The sequence below is a fragment of the Pseudomonas sp. MIACH genome, assembly GCF_001269925.1.
Taxonomy (GTDB): Bacteria; Pseudomonadota; Gammaproteobacteria; order Pseudomonadales; family Pseudomonadaceae; genus Aquipseudomonas.
Genome location: NZ_LHVO01000028.1, coordinates 251,526 through 275,407, shown reverse-complemented (window position 1 = coordinate 275,407; position 23,882 = coordinate 251,526). Strand labels below are relative to the sequence as shown.

General features: G+C 60.5%; 23 protein-coding genes. 15 read left to right on the top strand and 8 right to left on the bottom strand.

Features of this window, described 5'->3' with window-relative positions:
- Positions 1-89: 89 nt before the first annotated feature.
- Together AD670_RS11425 and algW are read right to left on the bottom strand one after the other, a co-directional pair.
- Positions 90-2,186 (bottom strand): TonB-dependent siderophore receptor, encoded by a 2,097-nt coding sequence (locus tag AD670_RS11425; protein WP_053131792.1) that lies wholly within the window; start codon positions 2,184-2,186, stop codon positions 90-92.
- A gap of 112 nt (positions 2,187-2,298) precedes the next feature.
- Entirely contained in the window at positions 2,299-3,453 is a 1,155-nt protein-coding gene (gene algW, locus AD670_RS11420; RefSeq protein ID WP_053131789.1) for a Do family serine endopeptidase AlgW, read from the bottom strand.
- Positions 3,454-3,555: 102 nt separating this feature from the next.
- Between algW and AD670_RS11415 the strand changes: the two genes are divergently transcribed.
- From AD670_RS11415 to cysN, 3 genes are all read left to right on the top strand, one after another.
- Positions 3,556-4,314 carry a Nif3-like dinuclear metal center hexameric protein gene (locus tag AD670_RS11415; RefSeq protein WP_053131787.1) on the top strand — a complete coding sequence of 253 codons (759 nt, stop codon included), beginning with the start codon at positions 3,556-3,558 and terminating at the stop codon, positions 4,312-4,314.
- 136 nt (positions 4,315-4,450) lie between these two features.
- Positions 4,451-5,368: a sulfate adenylyltransferase subunit CysD gene (gene cysD, locus AD670_RS11410; protein WP_017137614.1), complete on the top strand. Its 918-nt coding sequence runs from the start codon at positions 4,451-4,453 to the stop codon at positions 5,366-5,368.
- Between the two features lie 9 nt (positions 5,369-5,377).
- Entirely contained in the window at positions 5,378-7,276 is a 1,899-nt protein-coding gene (gene cysN / locus AD670_RS11405; protein ID WP_053131784.1) for a sulfate adenylyltransferase subunit CysN, read from the top strand.
- Positions 7,277-7,450: 174 nt separating this feature from the next.
- Here the strand turns inward: cysN and AD670_RS11400 are convergent, their stop codons facing one another.
- From AD670_RS11400 to AD670_RS11390, 3 genes are all read right to left on the bottom strand, one after another.
- Positions 7,451-8,344, bottom strand: coding sequence for an acyltransferase (locus AD670_RS11400; RefSeq protein WP_053131781.1), 894 nt, complete (start codon positions 8,342-8,344; stop codon positions 7,451-7,453).
- On the bottom strand, positions 8,345-10,444 hold the full coding sequence (gene pta, locus AD670_RS11395) for a phosphate acetyltransferase (protein WP_053131777.1): 2,100 nt from the start codon (positions 10,442-10,444) through the stop codon (positions 8,345-8,347).
- A gap of 79 nt (positions 10,445-10,523) precedes the next feature.
- Positions 10,524-10,760, bottom strand: a complete 237-nt coding sequence (locus tag AD670_RS11390; protein ID WP_256243893.1) for a DUF3565 domain-containing protein — start codon at positions 10,758-10,760, stop codon at positions 10,524-10,526.
- A gap of 52 nt (positions 10,761-10,812) precedes the next feature.
- Between AD670_RS11390 and AD670_RS11385 the strand changes: the two genes are divergently transcribed.
- Complete coding sequence (locus tag AD670_RS11385) at positions 10,813-11,298, top strand: peptidylprolyl isomerase (protein ID WP_027606858.1); 486 nt, start codon at positions 10,813-10,815, stop codon at positions 11,296-11,298.
- Between the two features lie 186 nt (positions 11,299-11,484).
- On the opposite strand, the gene rpsT is transcribed toward AD670_RS11385, so the two are convergent.
- The gene (gene rpsT, locus AD670_RS11380; protein WP_003188401.1) at positions 11,485-11,763 is read right to left on the bottom strand and encodes a 30S ribosomal protein S20; all 279 of its coding nucleotides are present in this window, start codon (positions 11,761-11,763) and stop codon (positions 11,485-11,487) included.
- A 253-nt stretch (positions 11,764-12,016) separates the two neighbouring features.
- Between rpsT and murJ the strand changes: the two genes are divergently transcribed.
- The 6 genes from murJ to ispH all read left to right on the top strand — a co-directional run bounded on the left by murJ (position 12,017) and on the right by ispH (position 19,540).
- Entirely contained in the window at positions 12,017-13,555 is a 1,539-nt protein-coding gene (gene murJ / locus AD670_RS11375; protein WP_053131771.1) for a murein biosynthesis integral membrane protein MurJ, read from the top strand.
- A gap of 119 nt (positions 13,556-13,674) precedes the next feature.
- A complete protein-coding gene (gene ribF, locus AD670_RS11370; protein ID WP_053131769.1) occupies positions 13,675-14,613 on the top strand; it encodes a bifunctional riboflavin kinase/FAD synthetase in 939 nt (312 codons plus the stop codon).
- Between the two features lie 14 nt (positions 14,614-14,627).
- Positions 14,628-17,459, top strand: a complete 2,832-nt coding sequence (gene ileS, locus AD670_RS11365) for an isoleucine--tRNA ligase (RefSeq protein WP_053131767.1) — start codon at positions 14,628-14,630, stop codon at positions 17,457-17,459.
- Positions 17,452-17,961 carry a signal peptidase II gene (gene lspA, locus AD670_RS11360; protein ID WP_053131764.1) on the top strand — a complete coding sequence of 170 codons (510 nt, stop codon included), beginning with the start codon at positions 17,452-17,454 and terminating at the stop codon, positions 17,959-17,961. The genes ileS and lspA overlap by 8 nt, the downstream gene beginning before the upstream one ends.
- Before the next feature lie 7 nt (positions 17,962-17,968).
- The gene (gene fkpB, locus AD670_RS11355) at positions 17,969-18,406 is read left to right on the top strand and encodes an FKBP-type peptidyl-prolyl cis-trans isomerase (protein ID WP_172681466.1); all 438 of its coding nucleotides are present in this window, start codon (positions 17,969-17,971) and stop codon (positions 18,404-18,406) included.
- Positions 18,407-18,592: 186 nt separating this feature from the next.
- The gene (gene ispH, locus AD670_RS11350) at positions 18,593-19,540 is read left to right on the top strand and encodes a 4-hydroxy-3-methylbut-2-enyl diphosphate reductase (RefSeq protein WP_053131759.1); all 948 of its coding nucleotides are present in this window, start codon (positions 18,593-18,595) and stop codon (positions 19,538-19,540) included.
- Here the strand turns inward: ispH and AD670_RS11345 are convergent.
- Positions 19,494-20,075: a GspH/FimT family protein gene (locus AD670_RS11345; RefSeq protein ID WP_053131756.1), complete on the bottom strand. Its 582-nt coding sequence runs from the start codon at positions 20,073-20,075 to the stop codon at positions 19,494-19,496. The genes ispH and AD670_RS11345 overlap by 47 nt on opposite strands.
- Positions 20,076-20,275: 200 nt before the next feature.
- On the opposite strand from AD670_RS11345, the gene pilV reads away from it, so the two are divergent.
- The 5 genes from pilV to thiO all read left to right on the top strand — a co-directional run bounded on the left by pilV (position 20,276) and on the right by thiO (position 23,585).
- Positions 20,276-20,761: a type IV pilus modification protein PilV gene (gene pilV, locus AD670_RS11340; protein WP_053131752.1), complete on the top strand. Its 486-nt coding sequence runs from the start codon at positions 20,276-20,278 to the stop codon at positions 20,759-20,761.
- Positions 20,758-21,465, top strand: a complete 708-nt coding sequence (locus AD670_RS11335; protein ID WP_053131749.1) for a prepilin-type N-terminal cleavage/methylation domain-containing protein — start codon at positions 20,758-20,760, stop codon at positions 21,463-21,465. The genes pilV and AD670_RS11335 overlap by 4 nt, the downstream gene beginning before the upstream one ends.
- 7 nt (positions 21,466-21,472) lie before the next feature.
- Positions 21,473-22,003: a PilX N-terminal domain-containing pilus assembly protein gene (locus AD670_RS11330; RefSeq protein ID WP_053131746.1), complete on the top strand. Its 531-nt coding sequence runs from the start codon at positions 21,473-21,475 to the stop codon at positions 22,001-22,003.
- Between the two features lie 11 nt (positions 22,004-22,014).
- A complete protein-coding gene (locus tag AD670_RS11325) occupies positions 22,015-22,416 on the top strand; it encodes a type IV pilin protein (protein WP_053131744.1) in 402 nt (133 codons plus the stop codon).
- Between the two features lie 62 nt (positions 22,417-22,478).
- A complete protein-coding gene (gene thiO, locus AD670_RS11320; protein ID WP_053131742.1) occupies positions 22,479-23,585 on the top strand; it encodes a glycine oxidase ThiO in 1,107 nt (368 codons plus the stop codon).
- On the opposite strand, the gene AD670_RS11315 is transcribed toward thiO, so the two are convergent.
- Complete coding sequence (locus AD670_RS11315) at positions 23,572-23,805, bottom strand: PP0621 family protein (protein ID WP_053131739.1); 234 nt, start codon at positions 23,803-23,805, stop codon at positions 23,572-23,574. The genes thiO and AD670_RS11315 overlap by 14 nt on opposite strands.
- Positions 23,806-23,882: the final 77 nt, after the last annotated feature.

The window sequence follows — 23,882 nt, the reverse complement described above, 5'->3', positions numbered from 1 at the left end:
CGAGGGTCGTTAACGATAAAGCAGGGCGTCTGGATTAACGCGGCGCTCTCGGGTTTTTCGCGAGCAAGCTCGCTCCTACAGGGGGTGTGTTAGAGGTTGAGGGTCAGGCTGACGGTGAGGTTGCGCGGCTCGCCGGGGTTGACCCAATAATTGCTGTAGGACCGCTCGTAGTACTTTTCATCGAACAGGTTGTTGAGGTTCAGGCCCACAGTAACGTTCGGCGTGGCTTTGTAATGGGCCAGAAGGTCGACGGTGTGGTAGGCGGGCAACTCGAAACGAGTGCCCGCTTCACCGGAGCGATCACCCACATAAGTGAATGCCGCGCCCAGGTCTGAACCGCGCAAGGCACCCTCCTGGAATTCATACACCCCCAGCAGACTGCCGCTGCGCTTGGCCACGCCGAGTATTCGGCTGCCCGTAGGTATGGCTTTATCACCTTTGGTCACTTCGGCATCGATGTAGGCAAAGGCGCCGATCACCCGTACGGCATCGGTCAGTTGTCCCGTCAGTTGCAGGTCAAATCCCTGGCTGCGTGCCTTGCCCATGGCGCGGTTGGTATTGGTGGCCGGGTCCAGGGCCAGCACGTTTTCCTTTTCGATATGGAAGGCGGCGAGGGTGGCGCTGAGGCGGTCGTCGAACAGCTCGCTCTTGATCCCCACTTCATAGCCCACGCCTTCTTCGGGCTTGAAGGTTTTGCCGGTGGCGTCCAGGCCGCTGTTGGGTTTGAACGAGGTGGAGGCGTTGGCGAATACGCCGACCTCTGGCGTCAGTTGATAGAGCAGGCCGGCGCGCTGGGTAAGTGCGTCGTGGGTTTGCCGACTCTTGGCGTGGTTGCGGGTGAAGTCGTCGGTGCTTTGTTCGAAGTGCTCGAAGCGCGCGCCGATCATGCCGCGCAGGCGGTCGGTGAAGATGATCTGGTCTTGCAGGTTCAGCGCCTGGCTTTTGGTCTGTTCAAAGAAGTCGGTGCCGGAGCGTGCGCCATTGGGTTTGGGCTGGCCGTAGACCGGGTTGTAGAGGTCGATGGCGTAGGGACTGCCGGCAATGGTGGTGACGCGCTCTTTTTTGCGGTAGTCCTCGTATTCGGTGCCGACCAGCAGTTCGTGCTGCCAACTGCCAACCTCGAACAGGCCGCGCAGTTCCAGCTGGGTGATGCTGTCGTGCCAGCCCGTGGAGCGTTCGCGGTAACGGCGGTTAAGGGTATGGCCGTCGGTGTTCAGTGCGCGGTTTTCCGAGGCGTCGCCCCATAGGCTGCCCTGTTTGTAATGGCTGGCCAGGCGCAGTTTCCAGGCGTCGTTGAGGTGATGTTCAAGGGTGGCCTGGATGCGGTTGTTGTGGTTGTCGATAGTGCCGTCGTTGGGTTCGCCGAGGAAGGTGGAGCGCGATACGCTGGGGGCGTCGACGATGCCACGGTCGAAGGTGGAGCTGTGGCGGACGAATTCGCTCTCCACCAGCAGGGACGTGTCCGGGTCCAACTGCCAGCTGAATGAGGGCGCGACAAATACACGCTTGCTCTCGACGTGATCGCGGAAGCTGTTGTTGTCTTCCACCGCCAGGTTGACCCGTGACAGCAGGTTGCCCTCGCTGTCCGCCGGCGTGTTGACATCCAGGGCGGTGCGATAACGGTCCCAACTGCCGGCGCTGGTTTGCAGGGTGGTGAAGGCTTCAGGCTGAGGCTTTTTGGTGACGATATTCACGGTGCCGCCGGGATCACCACGGCCATACAGGCTGGCGGCCGGGCCTTTGAGCACTTCGATACGTTCGATATTGGCCGCGTCCGGCGTGCTCGGGTAGCCCCGGTTGGCGCTGAAACCGTCCTGATAGAACTCCGATGTGGTGAAGCCGCGCACGCTGTATTCGTAGAGCGTGAGGCCGCCAAAATTGTTCTGTTTGGACACGCCGCCGGCAAACTCCAGGGCGCGTTCCACGTTGGTGCTGCCCAGGTCAGTGAGTACCGAGGCGGGAATCACGCTGATGGACTGTGGGATATCGCGAAGGGCGGTGTCAGTTTTGGTCGCGCTGGCAGAGCGGGTGGCGCGGTAGCCGTTGACCGGGCCGGTGGCGGATTCATAGGCGTCGGTAGTGACGCTGATGGTGTCCAGCTCAACGGTGTTTTCTTCGGCAAACGCGGGATCCAGCAGCAGACCCAAGGCCAGGCCAGCCAGGGGGGCAAACTTTCGAGACGGCATGATAGAGCGTTCCAATGGCAATATTGAAACAATATAACATGTCTAATGAGAATGCTTTTGCTTTGAAATATATGCTTACAGGTACCCGCGAACGGGTACCTGTGGAGCCGGTTTATTCCTCTTCTTTGACCGGCGCAGGCGGTGGGCGCAGGCCGATTTCCGCCAGCAGCTTGATCTCTTTACCGTTGCGCATGACCTGGATCGCCACCTTGTCGGTCGGCTTGATCCGCGCGACCTGGTTCATCGACTTACGGCCATCTCCGGCCGGTTCGCCGTTGATACTGAGGATCACGTCCCCAAGTTGCAGGCCGGCTTTCTGCGCCGGGCCATCGCGGAAGATCCCGGCGACCACGATGCCGGGACGCCCGGTCAGGCCAAACGACTCGGCCAATTCCTTGGTCAACGGCTGTACTTCAATCCCCAGCCAGCCGCGAATTACCTGGCCGTGCTCGATGATCGACTTCATCACTTCCATCGCCAGCTTCACCGGGATCGCAAAACCGATGCCTTGGGAACCGCCGGATTTGGAGAAGATCGCCGTGTTGATGCCGGTCAGGTTGCCATTGGCATCCACCAGCGCACCGCCGGAGTTGCCTGGGTTGATTGCCGCGTCGGTCTGGATGAAATCTTCGTAGCTGTTAAGCCCCAACTGGTTACGTCCGGTGGCGCTGATGATGCCCATGGTCACCGTCTGGCCCACCCCGAACGGGTTGCCGATGGCCAGTGCCACATCACCCACCCGCAGTCCATCGGAGCGGCCGAGGGTGATGGACGGCAGGTTTTTCAAATCGATCTTCAGTACCGCGAGGTCGGTTTCCGGATCGCTGCCCACCACGCGGGCGAGGGTTTCGCGGCCGTCACGCAGGGCCACCACAATCTGGTCGGCGCCGGTGGTCACGTGGTTATTGGTAAGGATGTAGCCTTCGGGGCTCATGATCACCCCGGAACCCAGGCTGGACTCCATGCGGCGCTGCTTGGGCCCGTTGTCACCGAAATAGCGGCGAAACTGCGGGTCTTCAAACAGCGGATGCGCCGGCTTGTTGATGACCTTGGTGGTGTACAGGTTGACCACGGCGGGGGCCGCAATGACTACCGCATCTGCATAAGTCACCGGGCCTTGCACTACCGCACTGGTTTGCGGTGCCTGTTGCAGGTTCACATCAAGGCTGGGTAAGCCCACCCACTGGGGATAACGCTGAATAATCAGCATCGCGATCAGCACGCCAGCCAACAATGGCCATCCAAAAAAACGCAGTGCCTTGAGCATCAAGTAAGTCCTGACAGGTTGCAGGGGGCGGGAGAGCGCCCATAATGTCGCGCATTATACGAGGCTGCGAGCGCCTCGGAACGGGATATTTAGGAGTCTTTTATGGCCGTCCCCCTTACCACCCTCGTCGAGGAAGCGGACCGCTACCTTGGCAGCGCAAAAATTGCCGATTACTGCCCCAATGGCCTGCAGGTCGAGGGGCGGCCGCAAGTGATGCGCATCGTCAGCGGCGTCACGGCGAGCCAGGCTTTGCTGGACGCGGCCGTCGAAGCCCAGGCCGATTTGATCCTGGTGCACCACGGTTATTTCTGGAAAGGCGAAAACCCCTGCATCACCGGCATGAAGCAACGCCGCCTGAAAACCCTGCTCAAACATGACATCAGCCTGCTGGCCTACCACCTGCCGCTGGACCTGCACCCCGAGGTCGGCAACAACGTGCAGCTTGCCCGCCAGTTGGACATCACGGTCGAAGGCCCGCTGGACCCGAGCAACCCCAAGATTGTCGGCCTGGTCGGCTCGCTCGCCGAACCACTGTCGCCCCGCGACTTCGCACGGCGCGTGCAGGACGTGATGGGCCGCGAGCCGCTGTTGATCGAGGGCAGCCAGATGATCCGTCGCGTCGGCTGGTGCACCGGCGGTGGCCAGGGCTACATCGACCACGGGATTGCCGCTGGCGTGGACCTGTTCCTGAGCGGCGAAGCTTCCGAGCAGACTTTCCATAGCGCCAGGGAAAACGACATCAGCTTCATTGCCGCCGGCCATCACGCCACCGAGCGTTACGGCGTGCAGGCACTGGGCGATTACCTGGCGCGGCGCTTTGCCCTGGAGCACCTGTTCATCGATTGCCCCAACCCGATTTGACTGCCAAACCTTGGGGCATATTGATATACCGTTTCGATCTAGCTGGCGCCCTGAATAGAAGAAGGTGCTGTGCTAGCATGCCCCGCTCGAACACGGCCCGCTGGCCGTCCATAAGATCGTTTTTCCGTGAGTAACCATGGTCGACAAACTGACGCATCTGAAACAGCTGGAGGCGGAAAGCATCCACATCATCCGCGAGGTCGCCGCCGAGTTCGATAACCCGGTGATGCTCTACTCGATCGGTAAAGACTCCGCCGTGATGCTGCACCTGGCGCGCAAGGCCTTTTTCCCAGGCAAATTGCCGTTCCCGGTGATGCACGTCGACACCCGCTGGAAATTCCAGGAGATGTACAAGTTCCGCGACAAGATGGTCGAAGAGCTGGGCCTGGACCTGATCACCCACGTCAACCCGGACGGCGTGGCGCAGGGCATCAACCCGTTCACCCACGGCAGCGCCAAGCACACCGACATCATGAAGACCGAAGGCCTCAAACAGGCCTTGGACAAGCATGGTTTCGACGCTGCGTTCGGCGGTGCCCGTCGCGATGAAGAGAAATCCCGTGCCAAAGAGCGCGTGTACTCGTTCCGCGACAGCAAGCACCGCTGGGACCCTAAGAACCAGCGCCCGGAGCTGTGGAACGTCTACAACGGCAACGTCAACAAGGGTGAGTCGATCCGTGTGTTCCCGCTGTCCAACTGGACCGAGCTGGACATCTGGCAGTACATCTACCTGGAAGGCATCCCGATCGTGCCGCTGTACTTCGCCGCCGAACGTGATGTCATCGAGAAGAACGGCACGTTGATCATGATCGACGACGACCGCATCCTCGAACACCTGTCCGACGAAGACAAAGCCAGAATCGTCAAAAAGAAAGTACGTTTCCGTACCCTTGGCTGCTACCCGTTGACGGGCGCGGTGGAGTCCGAAGCCGAGACGCTGACGGACATCATTCAGGAAATGCTCCTGACGCGAACTTCCGAGCGCCAGGGCCGTGTCATCGACCACGATGGTGCAGGCTCGATGGAAGATAAAAAACGTCAAGGCTATTTCTAAGGGGCTGTCATGTCGCATCAATCTGATTTGATCAGCGAGGACATCCTCGCCTACCTGGGCCAGCACGAGCGCAAGGAAATGTTGCGCTTCCTGACCTGTGGCAACGTCGACGACGGCAAGAGCACCCTGATCGGGCGCCTGCTGCACGACTCCAAGATGATCTACGAAGATCACCTGGAAGCCATCACCCGTGACTCGAAAAAGTCCGGCACCACCGGTGACGACATCGACCTGGCGTTGCTGGTCGACGGCCTGCAGGCCGAGCGTGAGCAGGGCATCACCATCGATGTCGCCTACCGCTACTTTTCCACCGCCAAGCGCAAATTCATCATCGCCGACACCCCCGGCCATGAGCAGTACACCCGCAACATGGCCACCGGTGCATCCACCTGTGACCTGGCGATCATCCTGATCGACGCCCGTTACGGCGTGCAGACCCAGACCCGTCGCCACAGCTATATCGCCTCGTTGCTGGGCATCAAGCACATCGTGATCGCCGTCAACAAGATGGACATCAATGGCTTTGACCAAAGCGTGTTCGAGTCGATCAAGGCCGATTACCTGAAGTTCGCCGAAGGCATCGCGTTCAAGCCAAGCACCATGGCCTTCGTGCCGATGTCGGCACTCAAGGGCGACAACGTGGTGAACAAGAGCGAGCGTTCGCCTTGGTACACCGGCCAGTCGCTGATGGAGATCCTCGAGACCGTCGAGATCGCCAACGACCGTAACTACACCGACCTGCGTTTCCCGGTGCAGTACGTCAACCGACCGAACCTGAACTTCCGTGGGTTTGCCGGCACCCTGGCCAGTGGCATCGTGCACAAAGGCGACGAAGTCGTGGTGCTGCCGTCGGGCAAGAGCAGCCGCGTCAAATCCATCGTCACCTTCGAAGGTGAGTTGGAGCACGCCGGCCCAGGCCAGGCCGTGACCCTGACCATGGAAGACGAGATCGACATCTCCCGTGGCGACCTGCTGGTGCATGCCGACAACGTGCCGCAAGTGACCGACGCCTTCGACGCCATGCTGGTGTGGATGGCCGAAGAGCCGATGCTGCCGGGCAAGAAATACGACATCAAGCGCGCCACCAGCTACGTGCCGGGTTCCATCACCAGCATTGTGCACCGTGTGGATGTGAACACCCTGGCCGAAGGCCCGGCGAGTTCGCTGCAGTTGAACGAGATCGGCCGGGTCAAGGTCAGCCTCGATGCCGCCATCGCGTTGGATGGCTATGACAGCAACCGCACCACCGGTGCGTTTATCGTCATCGACCGCTTGACCAACGGCACTGTGGCGGCGGGCATGATCATTGCGCCACCGGTCACTCACGGCAGTGCGGGGCAGCACGGCAAGTTGGCCCATGTCGCCACCGAAGAACGCGCCCTGCGTTTCGGTCAGCAACCGGCGACTGTGTTGTTCAGCGGCCTGTCGGGCGCAGGCAAGAGCACCTTGGCCTACGCGGTCGAGCGCAAACTGTTCGACATGGGCCGCGCGGTGTTTGTGCTGGATGGCCAGAACCTGCGTCACGACCTGAACAAAGGATTGCCGCAGGACCGTACCGGGCGTACCGAGAACTGGCGTCGTGCTGCCCACGTGGCGCGTCAGTTCAACGAAGCCGGCCTGCTGACCCTGGCCGCGTTCGTCGCCCCGGATGCCGAAGGCCGTGAACAGGCCAAGGCACTGATTGGTGCTGATCGCTTGCTGACGGTCTACGTGCAAGCCTCGCCGCTGGTGTGCGCCGAGCGTGATCCGCAAGGCTTGTACGCGGCGGGCGGGGATAACATCCCTGGCGAATCCTTCCCGTACGACGTGCCGTTGAATGCCGATCTGGTGATCGACACCCAGGCCCTGTCGCTGGAAGACAGCGTCAAGCAAGTGCTGGAATTGCTGCGCCAGCGCGGCGCGATCTAAGCCTCAAGCGCACAAAAAAGCCCGCCACCGATCACTTGGTGGCGGGCTTTTTCATGCGAACCGTGATCTCTGTAGGAGCGAGCTTGCTCGCGAAAAACCTGAGTGCGCCGCGTTGAATCAGGATGCCAACGTCATCGTTAACGACCTTCGCGAGCAAGCTCGCTCCTACAGGTGTCAAGCAGGAAAGTCGCGGTGAAGTTTTTCGAGCAACACATCCTTCTCTTCCCACAACCGGTTGATCCAACCCTGGAACGCCAGCCGATACTCCCCATCCTGCTCATAATTCTTGCCGATGAACTCGGCCGGAATCTGCACTTCCTCAAACTGCACGACCACCTCCTTCACATTCCCACACAGCAAATCCCAATAACCGGGGCGCCCACCAGGATAGTGAATGGTCACGTTTACCAGTGATTTCAGCTGTTCCCCCATGGCATCCAGCACAAACGCGATACCACCCGCCTTGGGCTTGAGCAGGTAACGAAACGGCGACTTCTGCTGTGCGTGCTTGCCCGGCGTAAAGCGCGTGCCTTCGGCAAAGTTGAAAATCCCCACCGGGTTGTCGCGAAACTTCGCACAGGTCTTGCGGGTGGTTTCCAGGTCTTTGCCTTTCTTCTCCGGGTGTTTTTCCAGGTAGGCCTTGGTGTAGCGCTTCATGAAGGGAAAGCCCAGCGCCCACCACGCCAGGCCAATCACCGGCACCCAGATCAACTCCTGCTTGAGGAAGAACTTCAGCGGGCGAATCCGACGATTGAGCACGTATTGCAGGACCATGATGTCGACCCAGCTCTGGTGGTTGCTGGTCACCAGGTATGAGTGCTGGTAGTCCAGGCCTTCAAGGCCTTTAAGGTGCCAGCGGGTGCTGCGCACCAGGTTCATCCAACCCTTGTTGTTGGTAACCCAGGCTTCATGGGTGTGGTTCATCAGCCATTCGCTGAAGCGTTTGGCGAAGGGCAGCGCCTTGAACAGCGCCACGATGAACAGGAATGAGCACAGCAGGATCGTGTTCAGCGCCAGCAACAAGGACGCGATCACCCCGCGTACGGCGGCAGGTAGAAAATCCAGCATTTAGATATCCATAGGTCGGTTGGCGGCTTGGATCGCAGTCAGTGCGATGGTGTACACGATGTCGTCGACCTGGGCACCGCGTGGCAGGTCGTTGACCGGTTTGCGCAGGCCCTGGAGCATCGGCCCGAGGCTGACGCAATCGGCACTGCGTTGCACGGCCTTGTGGGTGGTATTGCCGGTGTTCAGGTCCGGGAACACGAACACAGTGGCTTTGCCGGCGACCAGGCTGTCGGGGGCCAGTTGGCGGGCCACGGTTTCGTTGGCGGCGGCGTCGTATTGCAACGGGCCGTCGATCAGCAGCGAGCTTTGCTGTTCATGGGCGAGCAGGGTGGCTTCGCGGACTTTCTCTACTTCCTCACCGCTGGCCGAGTCGCCGCTGGAGTAGCTGATCATCGCCACACGCGGGGTGATGCCGAAGGCGGCGGCCGAGTCGGCGCTTTGCAAGGCGATTTCCGCCAGCTCGGCGGCACTGGGGTGCGGGTTCATCACGCAGTCGCCGTAGACCAGCACCTGCTCGGGAAACAGCATGAAGAACACCGACGACACCAGGGTGCAGCCCGGTGCGGTCTTGATCAACTGCAGGGCCGGGCGAATAGTGTTGGCGGTGGAATGGATAACGCCGGAGACCAGGCCGTCCACTTCATCCAGCGCGAGCATCATGGTGGCGATCACCACGGTGTCTTCCAGTTGCTGCTCGGCCATCGGTGCGTTGAGGCTCTTGCTTTTGCGCAGGGCAACCATGGGCTCGACGTAGCGCTGGCGAATCAGGTCCGGGTCGAGAATCTCCAGGCCTTCGGGCAATTCGATGCCCTGGGCGCGGGCGACGGCTTCCACGTCAGCCGGCTTGGCCAGCAGCACACAGCGAGCGATGCCCCTTGCCTGGCAGATGGCGGCGGCTTGCACGGTCAGCGGCTCGCTGCCCTCGGGCAACACGATGCGTTTGTTGGCGGCCTGGGCGCGTTGGATCAACTGGTATCGGAACACCGCCGGCGACAGGCGCATCTCCCGTGGCGTGCCGCAGCGCTGGTGCAGCCAGCGCGCATCGAGGTGGCTGGCGACGAAATCGGTGATGATCTCCGCGCGCTCGCGGTCATCGATGGGGATTTCCTTGTTGAGGTTGTTGAGCAGGTTGGCGGTCTCGTAGGAGCCGGTACTCACCGACAGCACCGGCAGCCCGGCCTGGAACGCACCGCGGCAGAGCTCCATGATGCGCGGGTCGGGCAGGGTGTCGCTGGTCAGCAGCAGGCCGGCGAGGGGCACGCCGTTGATCGCGGCCAGGCTGACGGCGAGGATGATGTCGTCGCGGTCGCCGGGGGTCACCACCAGCACGCCGGGCTTGAGCAGCTCCACGGTGTTACGCATGGTGCGGGCGCAGATGATGATCTTGGTCATGCGCCGGGTTTCGTAGTCGCCGGCATTGAGGATCTGTGCGCCCATCAGGTCGGCCACGTCGCGGGTGCGTGGCGCGTTGAGTTCCGGCTGGTAAGGAATGCAGCCGAGCAGGCGGAAATCGCCGCTGCGCAGCAAGGGCGAATGCTCCTTGAGGCGTGCCGAGAAGGCTTCCATGCTTTCGTCGGTACGGACCTTGTTCAGGATCACACCGAGCACTTTCGGGTCTTTCGGGCCGCCGAACAGCTGGGCCTGCAATTCCACGCGGCCGGAGAGTTCGGTAAGTACTTCGTTTTCCGGAGCCGAGACCAGGATCACTTCCGCATCCAGGCTCTTGGCCAAGTGCAGGTTGACCCGCGCCGCATAGCTGGCGCTGCGGGTCGGCACCATGCCTTCGACGATCAGCACGTCCTTGCCCACGGCGGCCTGCTGATAAAGGGTGATGATTTCTTCGAGCAGTTCGTCGAGTTGGCCGTCGCCGAGCATCCGCTCTACGTGAGCCAGGCCCAGGGGCTGTGGTGGTTTCAGTCCGTGGGTGCGCGCTATCAGTTCAGTGGAGCGCTCAGGGCCAGTATCGCCAGGGTGCGGCTGGGCAATCGGCTTGAAGAAGCCGACTTTCAGTCCGGCTCGCTCGAGGGTACGCACCAGCCCAAGGCTGATGGAGGTCAGGCCCACACCAAAATCGGTGGGCGCGATAAAAAAAGTCTGCATGCGAATTCTCTGGAGGTGCATGGCTTCGGTGGCGCTCTATGGCTGAGTGCCTGCCGGGAATCAGGTGCCAAGGTTATCGTTATTCGGGCGCTCGCGCACACCAGCCGCAGGCAAAGGGCTGGCCTATTTTTTCCAGGCGCTGCGCAGGGTCGAGTACCCACGCGCGGGACTGCCATGGCGGCTGGTGGCGCAGGTGCTGGGTGTGGCCGCAAGACAGCTCGGCAACCCAGTGATCCTCCTCGTCCTGGTGGAAACCGATGATCAAGGATGCCGTTGATCGGTCCCGTCCGTCCGGGTTCTGTTCGCTTTCGGGCAAATCCTTGTTTAGACTTGTCCGTTCTTCATTCTTATGCAAAAGGTCTCGCCCCATGACGATCGCCGCTAACAAGGCTGTCTCCATCGACTATACCCTGACCAACGACGCTGGTGAGGTCATCGACAGCTCAGCCGGCGGCGCGCCGCTGGTCTACCTGCAAGGCGCAGGTAACATCATCCCAGGCCTGGAAAAGGCCCTGGAAGGCAAGAGTGTCGGTGATGAACTGACCGTTGCCGTAGAACCTGAAGATGCCTACGGCGAATATTCCGCCGAACTGGTCAGCACCCTGAGCCGCAGCATGTTCGAAGGTGTTGATGAGTTGGAAGTGGGCATGCAGTTCCACGCTTCCGCGCCGGACGGCCAAATGCAGATCGTCACTATCCGTGACCTGGATGGCGACGACGTTACCGTCGACGGCAACCACCCTCTGGCTGGCCAGCGCCTGAACTTCCAAGTGAAGATCGTTGCCATCCGTGACGCTTCCCAGGAAGAAGTGGCCCACGGCCACGTCCACGGTGAAGGCGGTCATCACCATTGATTGATGTTTTGATCAAGTGGTAGCCAAAACGCCCCGACTGGTTCGGGGCGTTTTTTTGTCTGAGAATCACCACATCCACCTGTAGGAGGGCGTATTTTCAGGCACAAACAAAAATGCCCCGGACCTTTCGGTACGGGGCATTTCTTAACTGTTTCGCAACCGGGGCTGCGTCGCAGTTGTTACCACTTAGGCTGCAGCAGGAACGCTCAGAGCCTTGATGTGGCCATTCAGGCGGCTCTTATGACGAGCGGCCTTGTTCTTGTGGATGATGCCTTTATCGGCCATACGGTCGATAACTGGCACAGCCAGAACGTAAGCTGCTTGAGCTTTTTCAGCGTCTTTGGTGTCGATGGCTTTAACTACATTCTTGATGTAGGTACGAACCATGGAACGCAGGCTGGCGTTGTGGCTGCGACGCTTCTCAGCCTGTTTTGCACGTTTTTTGGCGGAAGGTGTGTTGGCCACCGTCGAGCTCCTCGAAAGACTTTTTAGGAAATAGCAAACAAAATAGGCCGCGAATCATGCCGATGACTTGATGTGTTGTCAAGGCCGGCTGATGCGAACTGCTGAGTGGTCGATCTGAAGAGGCGGGTGATTTATTTCCGGCGCTTGACCTGTAAACTCGCGAGCTTTGGCGCTGTGCTGTTGCAGGCGCGCAGTATCGCATAAGTAGGCGCTTAGTTCGCCTGCTCTTTATCTATAGGCGCAAACTCTTTCAATGAATCTGCTCAAATCGTTGGCCGCCGTCAGCTCTATCACGATGATCTCCCGGGTTTTGGGGTTTGTGCGTGACACCCTGCTGGCGCGTATTTTTGGCGCCAGCATGGCCACGGATGCGTTCTTTATTGCGTTTAAACTGCCCAACCTGCTGCGGCGGATCTTTGCCGAGGGCGCATTTTCCCAGGCGTTCGTGCCGATTCTGGCCGAGTACAAGACCCAGCAAGGGGAGGAGGCGACCCGTACCTTCATTGCCTACGTCTCGGGCCTGCTGACCCTGGTGCTGATGCTGGTGACCCTCGTCGGCATGCTCGCCGCGCCTTGGGTGATCTGGGCCACGGCGCCGGGTTTTGCCAATACGCCGGAAAAATTCGCGCTGACCACTGATCTGTTGCGGGTGACCTTTCCTTATATATTGCTGATCTCGCTGTCATCCCTGGCCGGTGCGATCCTCAACACCTGGAACCGTTTCTCGGTGCCGGCGTTCGTGCCGACGCTGCTTAACGTCAGCATGATTATCTTTGCACTGTTCCTGACACCTTACTTCGATCCGCCGGTCATGGCCCTTGGCTGGGCCGTGCTGGCCGGTGGCCTGGCGCAATTGCTCTACCAGCTGCCGCACCTGAAAAAGATCGGCATGCTCGTATTGCCGCGCCTGAACCTCAAGGACACCGGCGTGTGGCGCGTAATGCGCAATATGTTGCCGGCGATCCTTGGCGTGTCGGTGAGCCAGATTTCCCTGATCATCAACACCGCGTTCGCCTCGCTGCTGGTATCCGGCTCGGTGTCGTGGATGTATTACGCCGACCGCCTCATGGAATTGCCGTCCGGCGTGCTGGGCGTGGCGCTGGGCACCATTTTGCTGCCGACGCTGGCACGCACCTACGCCAGCAAGGATCGCCAGGAATACTCGCGCATCCTCGATTGGGGGCTGCGCCTGTGCTTCGTCCTGGTCCTGCCGTGCGCACTGGCCTTGGGGATCCTGGCCGAGCCGCTGACAGTGTCGCTGTTCCAATACGGGCAATTCGACGCACATGATGCGTTGATGACCCAGCATGCGCTGGTTGCGTATTCCGTCGGCCTGCTCGGCATCATCGTAATCAAGGTGCTGGCGCCTGGCTTCTATGCCCAGCAGAACATCCGTACCCCGGTAAAGATCGCGATCTTTACGCTGATCGTCACGCAACTGCTCAACCTGCTGTTTATCGGCCCACTGGCCCACGCCGGCCTGGCCCTGGCCATCAGTGCCGGTGCGTGCATCAACGCCGGCCTGTTGTTTTATCAACTGCGCAAGCAACAGATGTTTCAGCCCCAGCCGGGCTGGGGCATGTTTGCCCTCAAGTTGCTGGTGGCCGTTGCGATGATGTCGGCGGTATTGCTCGGCCTGATGCACTTCATGCCGGCCTGGGATGAAGGCCATATGCTCGAGCGTTTCATGCGCCTGGGTGTGCTGGTCGTGGCCGGTGTGGTGGTGTACTTCGGGATGTTGCTGCTGCAGGGGTTCCGCCTGCGGGATTTCAATCGCAAGTCATTGAGCTAGAGAGTTTGCCGCGATAAAACGGTTGTTTTATCGATTCGATCCATTTGCCCTGCGCTGTTGCCTGTCGTCCGGGGCCGGGTGTGGTTATAATCGACCACTTTATGAGCAAGAAGCGCGTTATGCAGCTGGTTCGAGGTCTCCACAACCTGCGCCCTGAACATCGGGGCTGCGTCGCCACTATTGGCAACTTTGACGGTGTTCACCGTGGCCACCAGGCTATCCTGGCCCGGCTGCGCGAGCGTGCGGTCGAGTTGGGCGTACCCAGCTGCGTGGTGATTTTTGAGCCGCAGCCGCGGGAGTATTTCACCCCGGAAACGGCGCCGGCGCGTCTGGCCCGTCTGCGGGACAAGCTGCAACTGCTGGCCGAAGAGGGTGTGGACCGCGTCCTCTGCCTGGCTTTCAACCAGCGTTTGCAAAGCCTCAGCGCTGCCGAGTTCGTCGACCGCATATTGGTAGACGGCCTGGGCGTACAGCATTTGGAGGTCGGCGACGACTTCCGTTTCGGGTGCGACCGCGTAGGCGATTTCGATTTCCTGCAACAGGCTGGTATCACCCAAGGCTTTACCGTCGAAGCCGCACAAACCGTCGAACTGGACGGCCTGCGCGTGAGCAGCACCCAGGTGCGTAACGCCCTGGCCGCTGCCGACTTCGCCCTGGCCGAGCGTTTGCTCGGTCGCCCGTTCCGCATTGCCGGACGGGTACTGCACGGTCAGAAGCTGGCGCGCCAACTGGGCACGCCAACCGCCAACGTGCAACTCAAGCGCCGCCGTGTGCCGCTCACCGGGGTTTACCTGGTCAGCGTCGACATCGACGGCCAGCCGTGGCCGGGAGTCGCCAACATAGGCGTCAGGCCCACGGTTGCAGGTGATGGCAAGGCCCACCTGGAAGTTCACCTTTTGGATTTTGCCGGTGATCTGTATGACCGGCGTTTGACGGTGGTTTTCCACCAGAAGCTGCGTGAAGAGCAGCGTTTCGCCTCGCTTGAGGCGTTGAAAACGGCGATCAATGCGGATGTCGCCGCCGCCCGTGCACTAGCCGCACCTAGCGCCCATCGCTAACCGAAGAGCCTTAAATGACCGACTATAAAGCCACGCTAAACCTTCCGGACACCGCCTTCCCAATGAAGGCCGGCCTGCCACAGCGCGAACCGCAGATCCTGCAGCGCTGGGACAGTATTGGCCTGTACGGAAAGTTGCGCGAAATTGGCAAGGATCGTCCGAAATTCGTCCTGCACGACGGCCCTCCTTATGCCAACGGCACGATTCATATCGGTCATGCGCTGAACAAGATTCTCAAGGACATGATCCTGCGCTCGAAAACCCTGGCAGGCTTCGACGCGCCTTATGTACCGGGTTGGGATTGCCACGGCCTGCCGATCGAACACAAGGTCGAAGTGACCTACGGCAAGAACCTGGGCGCGGATAAAACCCGCGAGCTGTGCCGTGCCTACGCTGCCGAGCAGATCGAAGGGCAGAAGTCCGAGTTCATCCGCCTGGGTGTGCTGGGCGAGTGGGACAACCCCTATAAAACCATGAACTTCAAGAACGAGGCCGGTGAAATCCGTGCCTTGGCCGAAATCGTCAAGGGCGGTTTCGTGTTCAAGGGCCTCAAGCCCGTGAACTGGTGCTTCGATTGCGGCTCGGCCCTGGCTGAAGCGGAAGTCGAGTACGAAGACAAGAAGTCCTCGACCATCGACGTGGCCTTCCCGATCGCCGACGACGCCAAGCTGGCCCAGGCGTTCGGCCTGGCAAGCCTGAGCAAGCCGGCTGCTATCGTGATCTGGACCACCACCCCGTGGACCATTCCCGCCAACCAGGCGCTGAACGTGCACCCGGAATTCACCTACGCCTTGGTAGACGTCGGTGATCGCCTGCTGGTGCTGGCCGAGGAAATGGTCGAAGCGTGCCTGGCGCGCTACGAACTGCAAGGTTCGGTGATCGCCACCACCACCGGTTCCGCGCTGGAGCTGATCAACTTCCGTCACCCTTTCTATGACCGTTTGTCGCCGGTGTACCTGGCTGACTACGTCGAGTTGGGTTCGGGTACAGGTGTGGTTCACTGCTCGCCCGCCTATGGCGTGGACGACTTCGTGATCTGCAAGAAGTACGGCATGGTCAACGATGAGATCATCAACCCGGTGCAAAGCAACGGTGTTTATGTGCCGTCGCTGGAGTTCTTCGGCGGCCAGTTCATCTTCAAGGCCGACCAGCCGATCATCGACAAGCTGCGTGAAGTCGGTGCGTTGATGCAAACCGACACCATCAAGCACAGCTACATGCACTGCTGGCGCCACAAGACCCCGTTGATCTACCGCGCCACCGCGCAATGGTTTATCGGCATGGACAAAGAACCGACCAGCGGCGACACCCTGCGTGTGCGCTCGCTCAAGGCCATCGAAGACACCAAGTTCGTCCCGGCCTGGGGCCAGGCGCGCCTGCATTCGATGATTGCCAACCGTCCGGACTGGTGCATCTCCCGCCAGCGCAACTGGGGCGTGCCGATCCCGTTCTTCCTCAACAAGGAAAGCGGAGAGTTGCACCCACGTACCGTCGAACTGATGGAAGTGGTGGCCCAGCGTGTTGAACAGGAGGGCATCGAAGCCTGGTTCAAGCTGGACGCCGCCGAGTTGCTGGGTGACGAAGCACCGCTGTACGACAAGATCAGCGACACCCTCGACGTGTGGTTCGATTCGGGCACCACTCATTGGCACGTGCTGCGCGGTTCGCACCCTATGGGTCACGAGAGCGGCCCGCGTGCCGACCTGTACTTGGAAGGCTCCGACCAACACCGTGGCTGGTTCCATTCCTCGTTGCTGACCGGTTGCGCCATCGACGACCACGCCCCGTACCGCGAGCTGCTGACCCACGGCTTCACCGTCGATGAGACGGGCCGCAAGATGTCCAAGTCGCTGAAGAACGTGATCGAGCCGAAGAAGATCAACGACACCTTGGGCGCCGACATCATGCGTCTGTGGGTGGCATCGACCGATTACTCGGGCGAAATCGCCGTGTCGGACCAGATCCTGGCCCGCAGCGCCGATGCTTACCGCCGTATCCGTAATACCGCGCGCTTCCTGCTGTCGAACCTGACCGGGTTCAACCCGGCCACCGACATCCTGCCCGCCGAGGACATGCTTGCCCTGGACCGTTGGGCCGTGGACCGTACCCTGTTGCTGCAGCGCGAGTTGCAGGAACACTATGGCGAATATCGTTTCTGGAACGTCTACTCGAAGATCCACAACTTCTGCGTGCAGGAGCTGGGTGGTTTCTATCTCGACATCATCAAGGACCGCCAGTACACCACCGGCGCCAACAGCAAGGCCCGCCGTTCGGCGCAGACTGCGCTGTACCACATCTCCGAAGCGCTGGTGCGCTGGATCGCCCCGATCCTGGCCTTCACCGCCGACGAACTGTGGGAATACCTGCCGGGCGAGCGTAACGAGTCCGTCATGCTCAACACCTGGTATGAAGGTTTGACCGAACTGCCGGCCGACTTCGAGCTGGGTCGCGAGTACTGGGAAGGCGTAATGGCCGTCAAGGTGGCGGTGAACAAGGAGCTGGAGGTTCAGCGTGCGGCCAAGGCCGTCGGTGGCAACCTGCAGGCCGAAGTCACCCTGTTTGCCGAGGAAGGCCTGACCGCCGACCTGACCAAGCTGAGCAACGAACTGCGCTTCGTATTGATCACTTCCACTGCGAGCCTGGCACCGTTTGCCCAGGCACCGGCGGACGCCGTGGCCACCGAAGTACCGGGCCTCAAGCTCAAAGTGGTCAAGTCGGCCTTCCCTAAGTGCGCCCGTTGCTGGCACTGCCGTGAAGATGTGGGCGTGAACCCTGAGCATCCGGAAATCTGCGGTCGTTGCGTCGATAACATTTCTGGTGCAGGCGAGGTTCGCCACTATGCCTAACGCCAGTCGTTTCGGACGTCTGGGCTGGCTCGTGTTGAGTTTGCTGGTCCTGGTCATCGACCAGGTCAGCAAGGCTCACTTCGAAGGCTCCCTGGAAATGTTCCAGCAAATCGTGGTGATCCCGGATTACTTCAGCTGGACCCTGGCCTACAACACCGGCGCGGCTTTCAGCTTCCTGGCTGACGGTGGTGGCTGGCAGCGCTGGCTGTTCGCTCTGATCGCCGTAGTGGTCAGTGCGGTGCTCGTGGTCTGGCTCAAGCGCCTGGGCCGCGATGACACCTGGCTGGCCATCGCCTTGGCCTTGGTGCTGGGCGGCGCGTTGGGCAACCTGTACGACCGCATTGCCCTGGGCCATGTGATCGACTTCATCCTGGTGCATTGGCAGAACCGCCATTACTTCCCGGCGTTCAATTTTGCCGACAGCGCCATCACCGTCGGCGCAATCATGCTGGCGTTGGACATGTTCAAAAGTAAGAAAACCGGAGAGACCGTCAATGACTGATCAGGTATTGGCTGAGCAACGCATCGGCCAGAACACGGAAGTCACCTTGCATTTCGCACTGCGCCTGGAGAATGGCGACACGGTCGACAGTACATTCGACAAAGCCCCGGCGACTTTCAAAGTCGGCGACGGCAACCTGCTGCCGGGTTTTGAAGCAGCCCTGTTCGGTTTCAAGGCCGGCGATAAGCGCACCCTGCAGATCCTGCCGGAGAACGCGTTTGGCCAGCCCAACCCGCAAAACGTGCAGATTATCCCGCGTTCGCAGTTCCAGGATATGGAACTGTCGGAAGGCCTGCTGGTGATTTTCAACGATGCGGCGAATACCGAGCTGCCCGGTGTGGTCAAGACCTTCGATGACGCGCAAGTGACCATCGACTTCAACCATCCGTTGGCCGGTAAAACCTTGACGTTCGATGTTGAAATCTTCGACGTTAAAGCGATCTGATTGACGAAAACCGGCGCCTGCGGGCGCTGGCCTGTGTAGGAGCCGGCTTGCCGACGATAGCATCACCGCGACGTAGCTTATACGACGCTGCGCCTGCATCGCCGGCAAGCCAGTTCCTACAGGATTCGGTACCCGTCAGGGGCCGGGTTGATCCAATTTCTTGCGCTGCAAGACACGAGGCATAGCATGCAAATCAAACTCGCCAACCCCCGTGGCTTCTGTGCTGGCGTGGACCGGGCGATCGAAATCGTCAATCGCGCCCTGGAAGTCTTTGGGCCACCGATTTACGTGCGCCATGAAGTCGTCCACAACAAATTCGTGGTCGAAGACCTGCGCGCCCGTGGTGCGATCTTCGTCGAAGAGCTGGATCAGGTGCCGGACGACGTGATCGTCATCTTCAGCGCCCACGGTGTTTCCCAGGCCGTGCGCACCGAAGCGGCTGGCCGTGGGCTGAAAGTGTTCGATGCTACTTGTCCACTGGTCACCAAGGTGCATATCGAAGTGGCACGCTATAGCCGTGACGGTCGTGAATGCATCCTGATCGGCCATGCTGGCCACCCGGAAGTCGAAGGCACCATGGGCCAGTACGACGCCAGTAACGGCGGCGCCATCTATCTGGTGGAAGACGAGAAAGACGTCGCCAACCTGCAGGTGCTCAACCCCGACCGATTGGCTTTCGTGACCCAGACCACCTTGTCCATGGACGATACCAGTCGTGTCATCGATGCGCTGCGCAGTCGTTTCCCGGCTATCGGCGGCCCGCGTAAGGACGACATCTGCTACGCGACCCAGAACCGCCAGGATGCAGTCAAGCAACTGGCGGATGAGTGCGACGTGGTGCTGGTGGTCGGCAGTCCTAACAGCTCCAACTCTAACCGCTTGCGCGAGTTGGCTGAACGCATGGCGACACCGGCGTACCTGATCGATGGGGCCGAAGATATGCAGCGCAGCTGGTTCGATGGTGTCGAGCGTATTGGCATCACGGCGGGCGCTTCGGCCCCGGAAGTCCTGGTGCGCGGTGTTATCCAGCAGTTGCATGCCTGGGGGGCTACGGGCGCCGATGAGTTGGCGGGGCGTGAAGAGAACATCACTTTCTCCATGCCCAAGGAGCTGCGGGTTCGCTCGCTGCTCTGAATGCCAGGGTGCCGGAGTAATTCCGGCACAACGCCTGTTCGGCTCTATCGCTGCGCAGGCTGATGCGCCCACTGGGTGCCAGCACCACCTGGTGCTGGCTCTGCGCCGAATCCTTGGCACATATGTGCACCGTGCCAGCACGAAAACCTCCCCCAGCAAATACCGGCTCGCCCAGCCCGCTGAAGCGTACCTGGCTTTTGACCGGTCCATTCCCGACTATCGGTACGCGACCGCTGCCCTGACGCTCCAGTAACACCGGGTTGTCATCGTCCAGATGACCACGCCCGCTTACATCCAATACGACCCGCCAACCCAGGCTCCAGTCATCGTCAAATGCGTGGATGACCACCGCTCGGTTACGCGTGATGGCTTCAGTGCGGGCGAAGCGGAGCCCATGCGCCAGCGACTGCGCCGCGCTTTGTCGCTGCTGTGATTCCAGCAGCCCCGTGAAATTGGGCGCTGCCAGATGTGCCAGGATGCCGCTTACTAACAGTCCGAGCAGCAGTTCGATCAGGGTGAAACCTCGTTGCTCCATAGGCCGTCCCTCCGTGGACGTGTGTATAGCGGGTTGAGACATAGGTATAGCGTCCAGTTCGGAGCGTCGAATGGTGGCCTTTATGTCCAAAGTATTTCCCTTTGTTCCGTGGGCGGCGCGGGTGAAAAACCGACGCTAGTCTTGGGTCGCACAGCAGGGTTTCCTGCTTTTTTCGGCCTTCGACACGGATGACGACGGTAATGCCTGCCTGCCTGACAACCTGTTTCTCCCCCACTTTTCCTCGGTCCCAAATCGGCACGACGTTGATCGAAGTGCTCGTGGCGGTGCTGATTCTCGCCGTTGGCCTGTTAGGCGCAGTGGTGCTCCAGCTCAACGCCCTCAAGTACACCGACAGTTCAAGGATGACCAGCCAGGCCAGTTTCATCGCCTACGATATGCTCGACCGAATCCGTGCCAATTCCGGTGCCGACTACTCATTGCGCCGGGGCGTACGGGCGCCGCCGAGTGCCGCGAACACCAGCATGCGTGATCTGGACCTGCATGACTTCGAGGCCAATATTCGCGGTTTTGCCGGGGAGAGTGCCAAAGGCTCCGTGGCGGTCAGTGCAGATGAGGTGACTGTCAGTATCAGTTGGGATGACAGCCGGGGGGCAAACACGCCTGGCGCGCGTGAAACCCTTACCCTGACCAGTCGCATCGACAATGAACCCGGGGTGATGCAATGAGGTGTCAGGCTAGGGGTTTCAGCCTGGTGGAATTGCTCCTGGCCCTGGCCGTCGGGTTGGTATTGGTGCTGGGGGTGAGTCAGGTGCTGATCAGTTCCCGAGCGACCCACGCCAGCCAGCAGGCTGCCATGTTGTTGCAGGATGATGCTCGGTTTGTACTGGGCAAGATGATCCGGGACATTCGCCAGGCGGGCATGTTTGGTTGTTTGGCCACGGCTTTTATTGACAACGCCCCGCCAGCCTTCGAGCGACCCGTCAGTTGGAGTGCCGGGGGCAGTTCAAAGTCGCTGACGCTGGTCACCGCCGATGTCGACGCAGGAGGTGGCAGGCCCGACTGGACGGTACTGTCCGACTGCACTGCTACTGCCCAAGCCTATGCAGGAAGCTCACCTGAGCCGGCGCCTGGGCAGATTCGCTTTGCGATTCGACAACGGACCTACACCTTCGAGGCGGGCCAGTTGAAGGTCAGTACGCCCGCGGCGCCGGCCAAGGCGGTGTTGGTGGACAACGTACGGGCCTTCGATATCAGTTTCGGCGTGGCTGCCAGGCCGACATCCGCACAGGCTGTGCGCTACGACGCCATGCCTGGCGATGAATCTTTGATCCGCAGTGTACGTATCCGCATGACGCTGCAAGACCCGACGGGGCGGGTAAAAGATCAAACCTACAGCGTCGTGGCAGCGCTGCGAAACCGTGTGGGGTAGGAGGGCCATGGTGCTTGCTGAAGGTATGTCTTCGCGGCAGAGGGGGATGGTCCTGCTGATAAGTCTGGTGTTTTTGCTGTTGTTGTCATTGATCGGCCTATCTTCGATGCAGGGGGCGGTAGCCCAGCAAAAGATCAGCGCCAGCCTGTGGCATCGCAACCAGTCGCTGCAAACTGCAGAAAGTGGTTTGAGGCTGGGAGAGCAAGGTGTGAGGCAAAAGGGCGCTGCCTTGCCGCAGTGCCAGTCGATCGTTGCCTGTGGCCCGCCGGATGACGCGTATTCGGTGGTTGGCGCCGGTGCCAGTCCTGTGTCATCGGTTAACTGGGTTTCTATCAAGGGTGGCTTCTACGGTATTCAATCCCTGGGCCATGGCATGGGGTTGCCCCATTTACCGCCGCAAACCCTGGCAGCGTTGTATCGGGTGACTGCGGTCGGAATCAGTGGCCAATCGCGCACGGTATTGGAGACCGTGTATGTGCGGGTGGAAGAGGAAAGTGGTTCGCGGTTTCGACGCGTGTCATGGCGACAACTTCAATAAGGAGCAATGGAATGGGCATGGACAGCCAGGGCTTTACCCTGATCGAGTTATTGATCGCCGTGGCGATCATCGCGTTTTTAGCCGGGATCGCTTACCCCGGGTATACCGGCCATGTGAAAAAGGTCTATCGCGCGGAAATTGTCGCGCTGCTGACTGAGCAGGCTCAGCACCTGGAGCGGTTTTATGTCAGGAACGGCAGTTTTATTGACGCAAGCGGCGTCAGTACGGGCAATGATCGCTATAGAATCACCGCAGCATTGAACCCTCAGGATTTCTACCTGGTCGCTACGCCGGGCGTCGATTCGGTGATGGCTGGCGACCCTTGCGGTGACTTCAGCTTGGGCAGCAGCGGTGCGCGAGGCAATCCGGGTGCTGCGCCTGAAATGTCGCGCCAGAAATGCTGGGGGCAATGATGAGGGTGCTGGATGATTGGGCGCCGGGTGCGCTTGTCCCTATTTATTGGCTGGATCAAATAATGGCTAAGCAGCAAGTGGTGATTGTCGGTGGCGGAGTCATCGGCTTGTTGACGGCGTTCAACCTGGCGACCGAGGGGCAGGCAGTGGTCCTGCTGGAGCGCGCCGGTGTCGGGCAGGAATCGTCATGGGCGGGCGGAGGTATTGTTTCGCCACTGTATCCGTGGCGCTACAGCCCGGCGGTCACAGCGCTGGCCCATTGGTCTCAGGATTTTTATCCGCAACTGGCTGAGCGGCTGTTTGCCGCTACCGGTGTCGACCCGGAGGTTCACACCACGGGCTTGTACTGGTTGGACCTGGATGACGAAGCCGAGGCACTGGACTGGGCGGCTCGTGAAGGCCGGCCCCTGAGCAAGGTGGATGTGTCTGCTGCCCATGACGCGGTTCCTGTCTTGGGCGATGGGTATTCCCAGGCAATCTATATGGCCAATGTGGCCAACGTGCGCAACCCGCGCCTGGTCAAATCCTTGAAGGCCGCGCTATTGGCCCTGCCTGCCGTGACCGTTCACGAACAGTGCGAAGTGACCGGTTTTGTTCTGGACGGCGACAATGTAGTGGGAGTGGATACGGTAGAGGGGCCGATTCTGGGGGATCAGGTGGTGCTCGCAGCGGGTGCGTGGAGCGGCGAGTTGCTCGCCACGTTGGGAATGGCGCTGCCGGTGGAGCCGGTCAAGGGGCAGATGATTTTGTACAAGTGCGCCTCGGACTTCCTGTCGAGCATGGTCCTGGCCAAAGGGCGTTATGCGATCCCTCGGCGGGATGGACACATCCTCATCGGTAGCACCCTGGAACATGAGGGCTTCGACAAGACTCCCACCGAAACTGCGCTGGAAAGCCTCAAGGCTTCGGCTGTGGAACTGATCCCCGCATTGGCGGACGCTGAAGTGGTTGGGCATTGGGCGGGTCTGCGGCCCGGTTCGCCGGAAGGCATCCCTTACATCGGCCGGGTACCCGGCTTCGACGGGCTGTGGCTAAACTGCGGGCATTACCGCAACGGGCTGGTCCTGGCCCCGGCATCGTGCCAGTTATTTGCTGATTTGCTACTGGAGCGTGCGCCGATTATCGACCCGGCACCCTACGCGCCCGAAGGTCGGATCAGCGCTGGATAGACTTCGGTCCTTGCTCCAGATGCGCCTGGGTGCAATACCACTCCTGGCGCGAGCTGAGGGCGCGATCCTGCGGCAGGTGCACGCCGCAGTGGGCGCAGCGCACCATCAATGATGCGCCTGGTTCGCTGGTGCGTTGCTGCTTGGCGGTCGGGCTTTTGAATTTGCGCCAGAACCACACTGCGGCAGCAATAACGGCAATCCAGAACAGAAGACGAAGCATGATGGGTGGTTTCTCGACAAGGAATGAGCCAGTTTAGCCAAGGACGTGGCAGGCGCCCAGCGCAATAACGCTTACCC

What these genes read in the sequence shown, in the direction of transcription:
- AD670_RS11425 (WP_053131792.1), bottom strand. Translation starts at nt 2,186, where the DNA reads ATGCCGTCTCGAAAGTTTGCCCCCCTGGCTGGCCTGGCCTTGGGTCTG.
- algW (WP_053131789.1), bottom strand. Translation starts at nt 3,453, where the DNA reads ATGCTCAAGGCACTGCGTTTTTTTGGATGGCCATTGTTGGCTGGCGTG.
- AD670_RS11415 (WP_053131787.1), top strand. Translation starts at nt 3,556, where the DNA reads ATGGCCGTCCCCCTTACCACCCTCGTCGAGGAAGCGGACCGCTACCTT.
- cysD (WP_017137614.1), top strand. Translation starts at nt 4,451, where the DNA reads ATGGTCGACAAACTGACGCATCTGAAACAGCTGGAGGCGGAAAGCATC.
- cysN (WP_053131784.1), top strand. Translation starts at nt 5,378, where the DNA reads ATGTCGCATCAATCTGATTTGATCAGCGAGGACATCCTCGCCTACCTG.
- AD670_RS11400 (WP_053131781.1), bottom strand. Translation starts at nt 8,344, where the DNA reads ATGCTGGATTTTCTACCTGCCGCCGTACGCGGGGTGATCGCGTCCTTG.
- pta (WP_053131777.1), bottom strand. Translation starts at nt 10,444, where the DNA reads ATGCAGACTTTTTTTATCGCGCCCACCGATTTTGGTGTGGGCCTGACC.
- AD670_RS11385 (WP_027606858.1), top strand. Translation starts at nt 10,813, where the DNA reads ATGACGATCGCCGCTAACAAGGCTGTCTCCATCGACTATACCCTGACC.
- murJ (WP_053131771.1), top strand. Translation starts at nt 12,017, where the DNA reads ATGAATCTGCTCAAATCGTTGGCCGCCGTCAGCTCTATCACGATGATC.
- ribF (WP_053131769.1), top strand. Translation starts at nt 13,675, where the DNA reads ATGCAGCTGGTTCGAGGTCTCCACAACCTGCGCCCTGAACATCGGGGC.
- ileS (WP_053131767.1), top strand. Translation starts at nt 14,628, where the DNA reads ATGACCGACTATAAAGCCACGCTAAACCTTCCGGACACCGCCTTCCCA.
- lspA (WP_053131764.1), top strand. Translation starts at nt 17,452, where the DNA reads ATGCCTAACGCCAGTCGTTTCGGACGTCTGGGCTGGCTCGTGTTGAGT.
- ispH (WP_053131759.1), top strand. Translation starts at nt 18,593, where the DNA reads ATGCAAATCAAACTCGCCAACCCCCGTGGCTTCTGTGCTGGCGTGGAC.
- AD670_RS11345 (WP_053131756.1), bottom strand. Translation starts at nt 20,075, where the DNA reads ATGGAGCAACGAGGTTTCACCCTGATCGAACTGCTGCTCGGACTGTTA.
- pilV (WP_053131752.1), top strand. Translation starts at nt 20,276, where the DNA reads ATGCCTGCCTGCCTGACAACCTGTTTCTCCCCCACTTTTCCTCGGTCC.
- AD670_RS11335 (WP_053131749.1), top strand. Translation starts at nt 20,758, where the DNA reads ATGAGGTGTCAGGCTAGGGGTTTCAGCCTGGTGGAATTGCTCCTGGCC.
- AD670_RS11330 (WP_053131746.1), top strand. Translation starts at nt 21,473, where the DNA reads ATGGTGCTTGCTGAAGGTATGTCTTCGCGGCAGAGGGGGATGGTCCTG.
- AD670_RS11325 (WP_053131744.1), top strand. Translation starts at nt 22,015, where the DNA reads ATGGGCATGGACAGCCAGGGCTTTACCCTGATCGAGTTATTGATCGCC.
- thiO (WP_053131742.1), top strand. Translation starts at nt 22,479, where the DNA reads ATGGCTAAGCAGCAAGTGGTGATTGTCGGTGGCGGAGTCATCGGCTTG.
- AD670_RS11315 (WP_053131739.1), bottom strand. Translation starts at nt 23,805, where the DNA reads ATGCTTCGTCTTCTGTTCTGGATTGCCGTTATTGCTGCCGCAGTGTGG.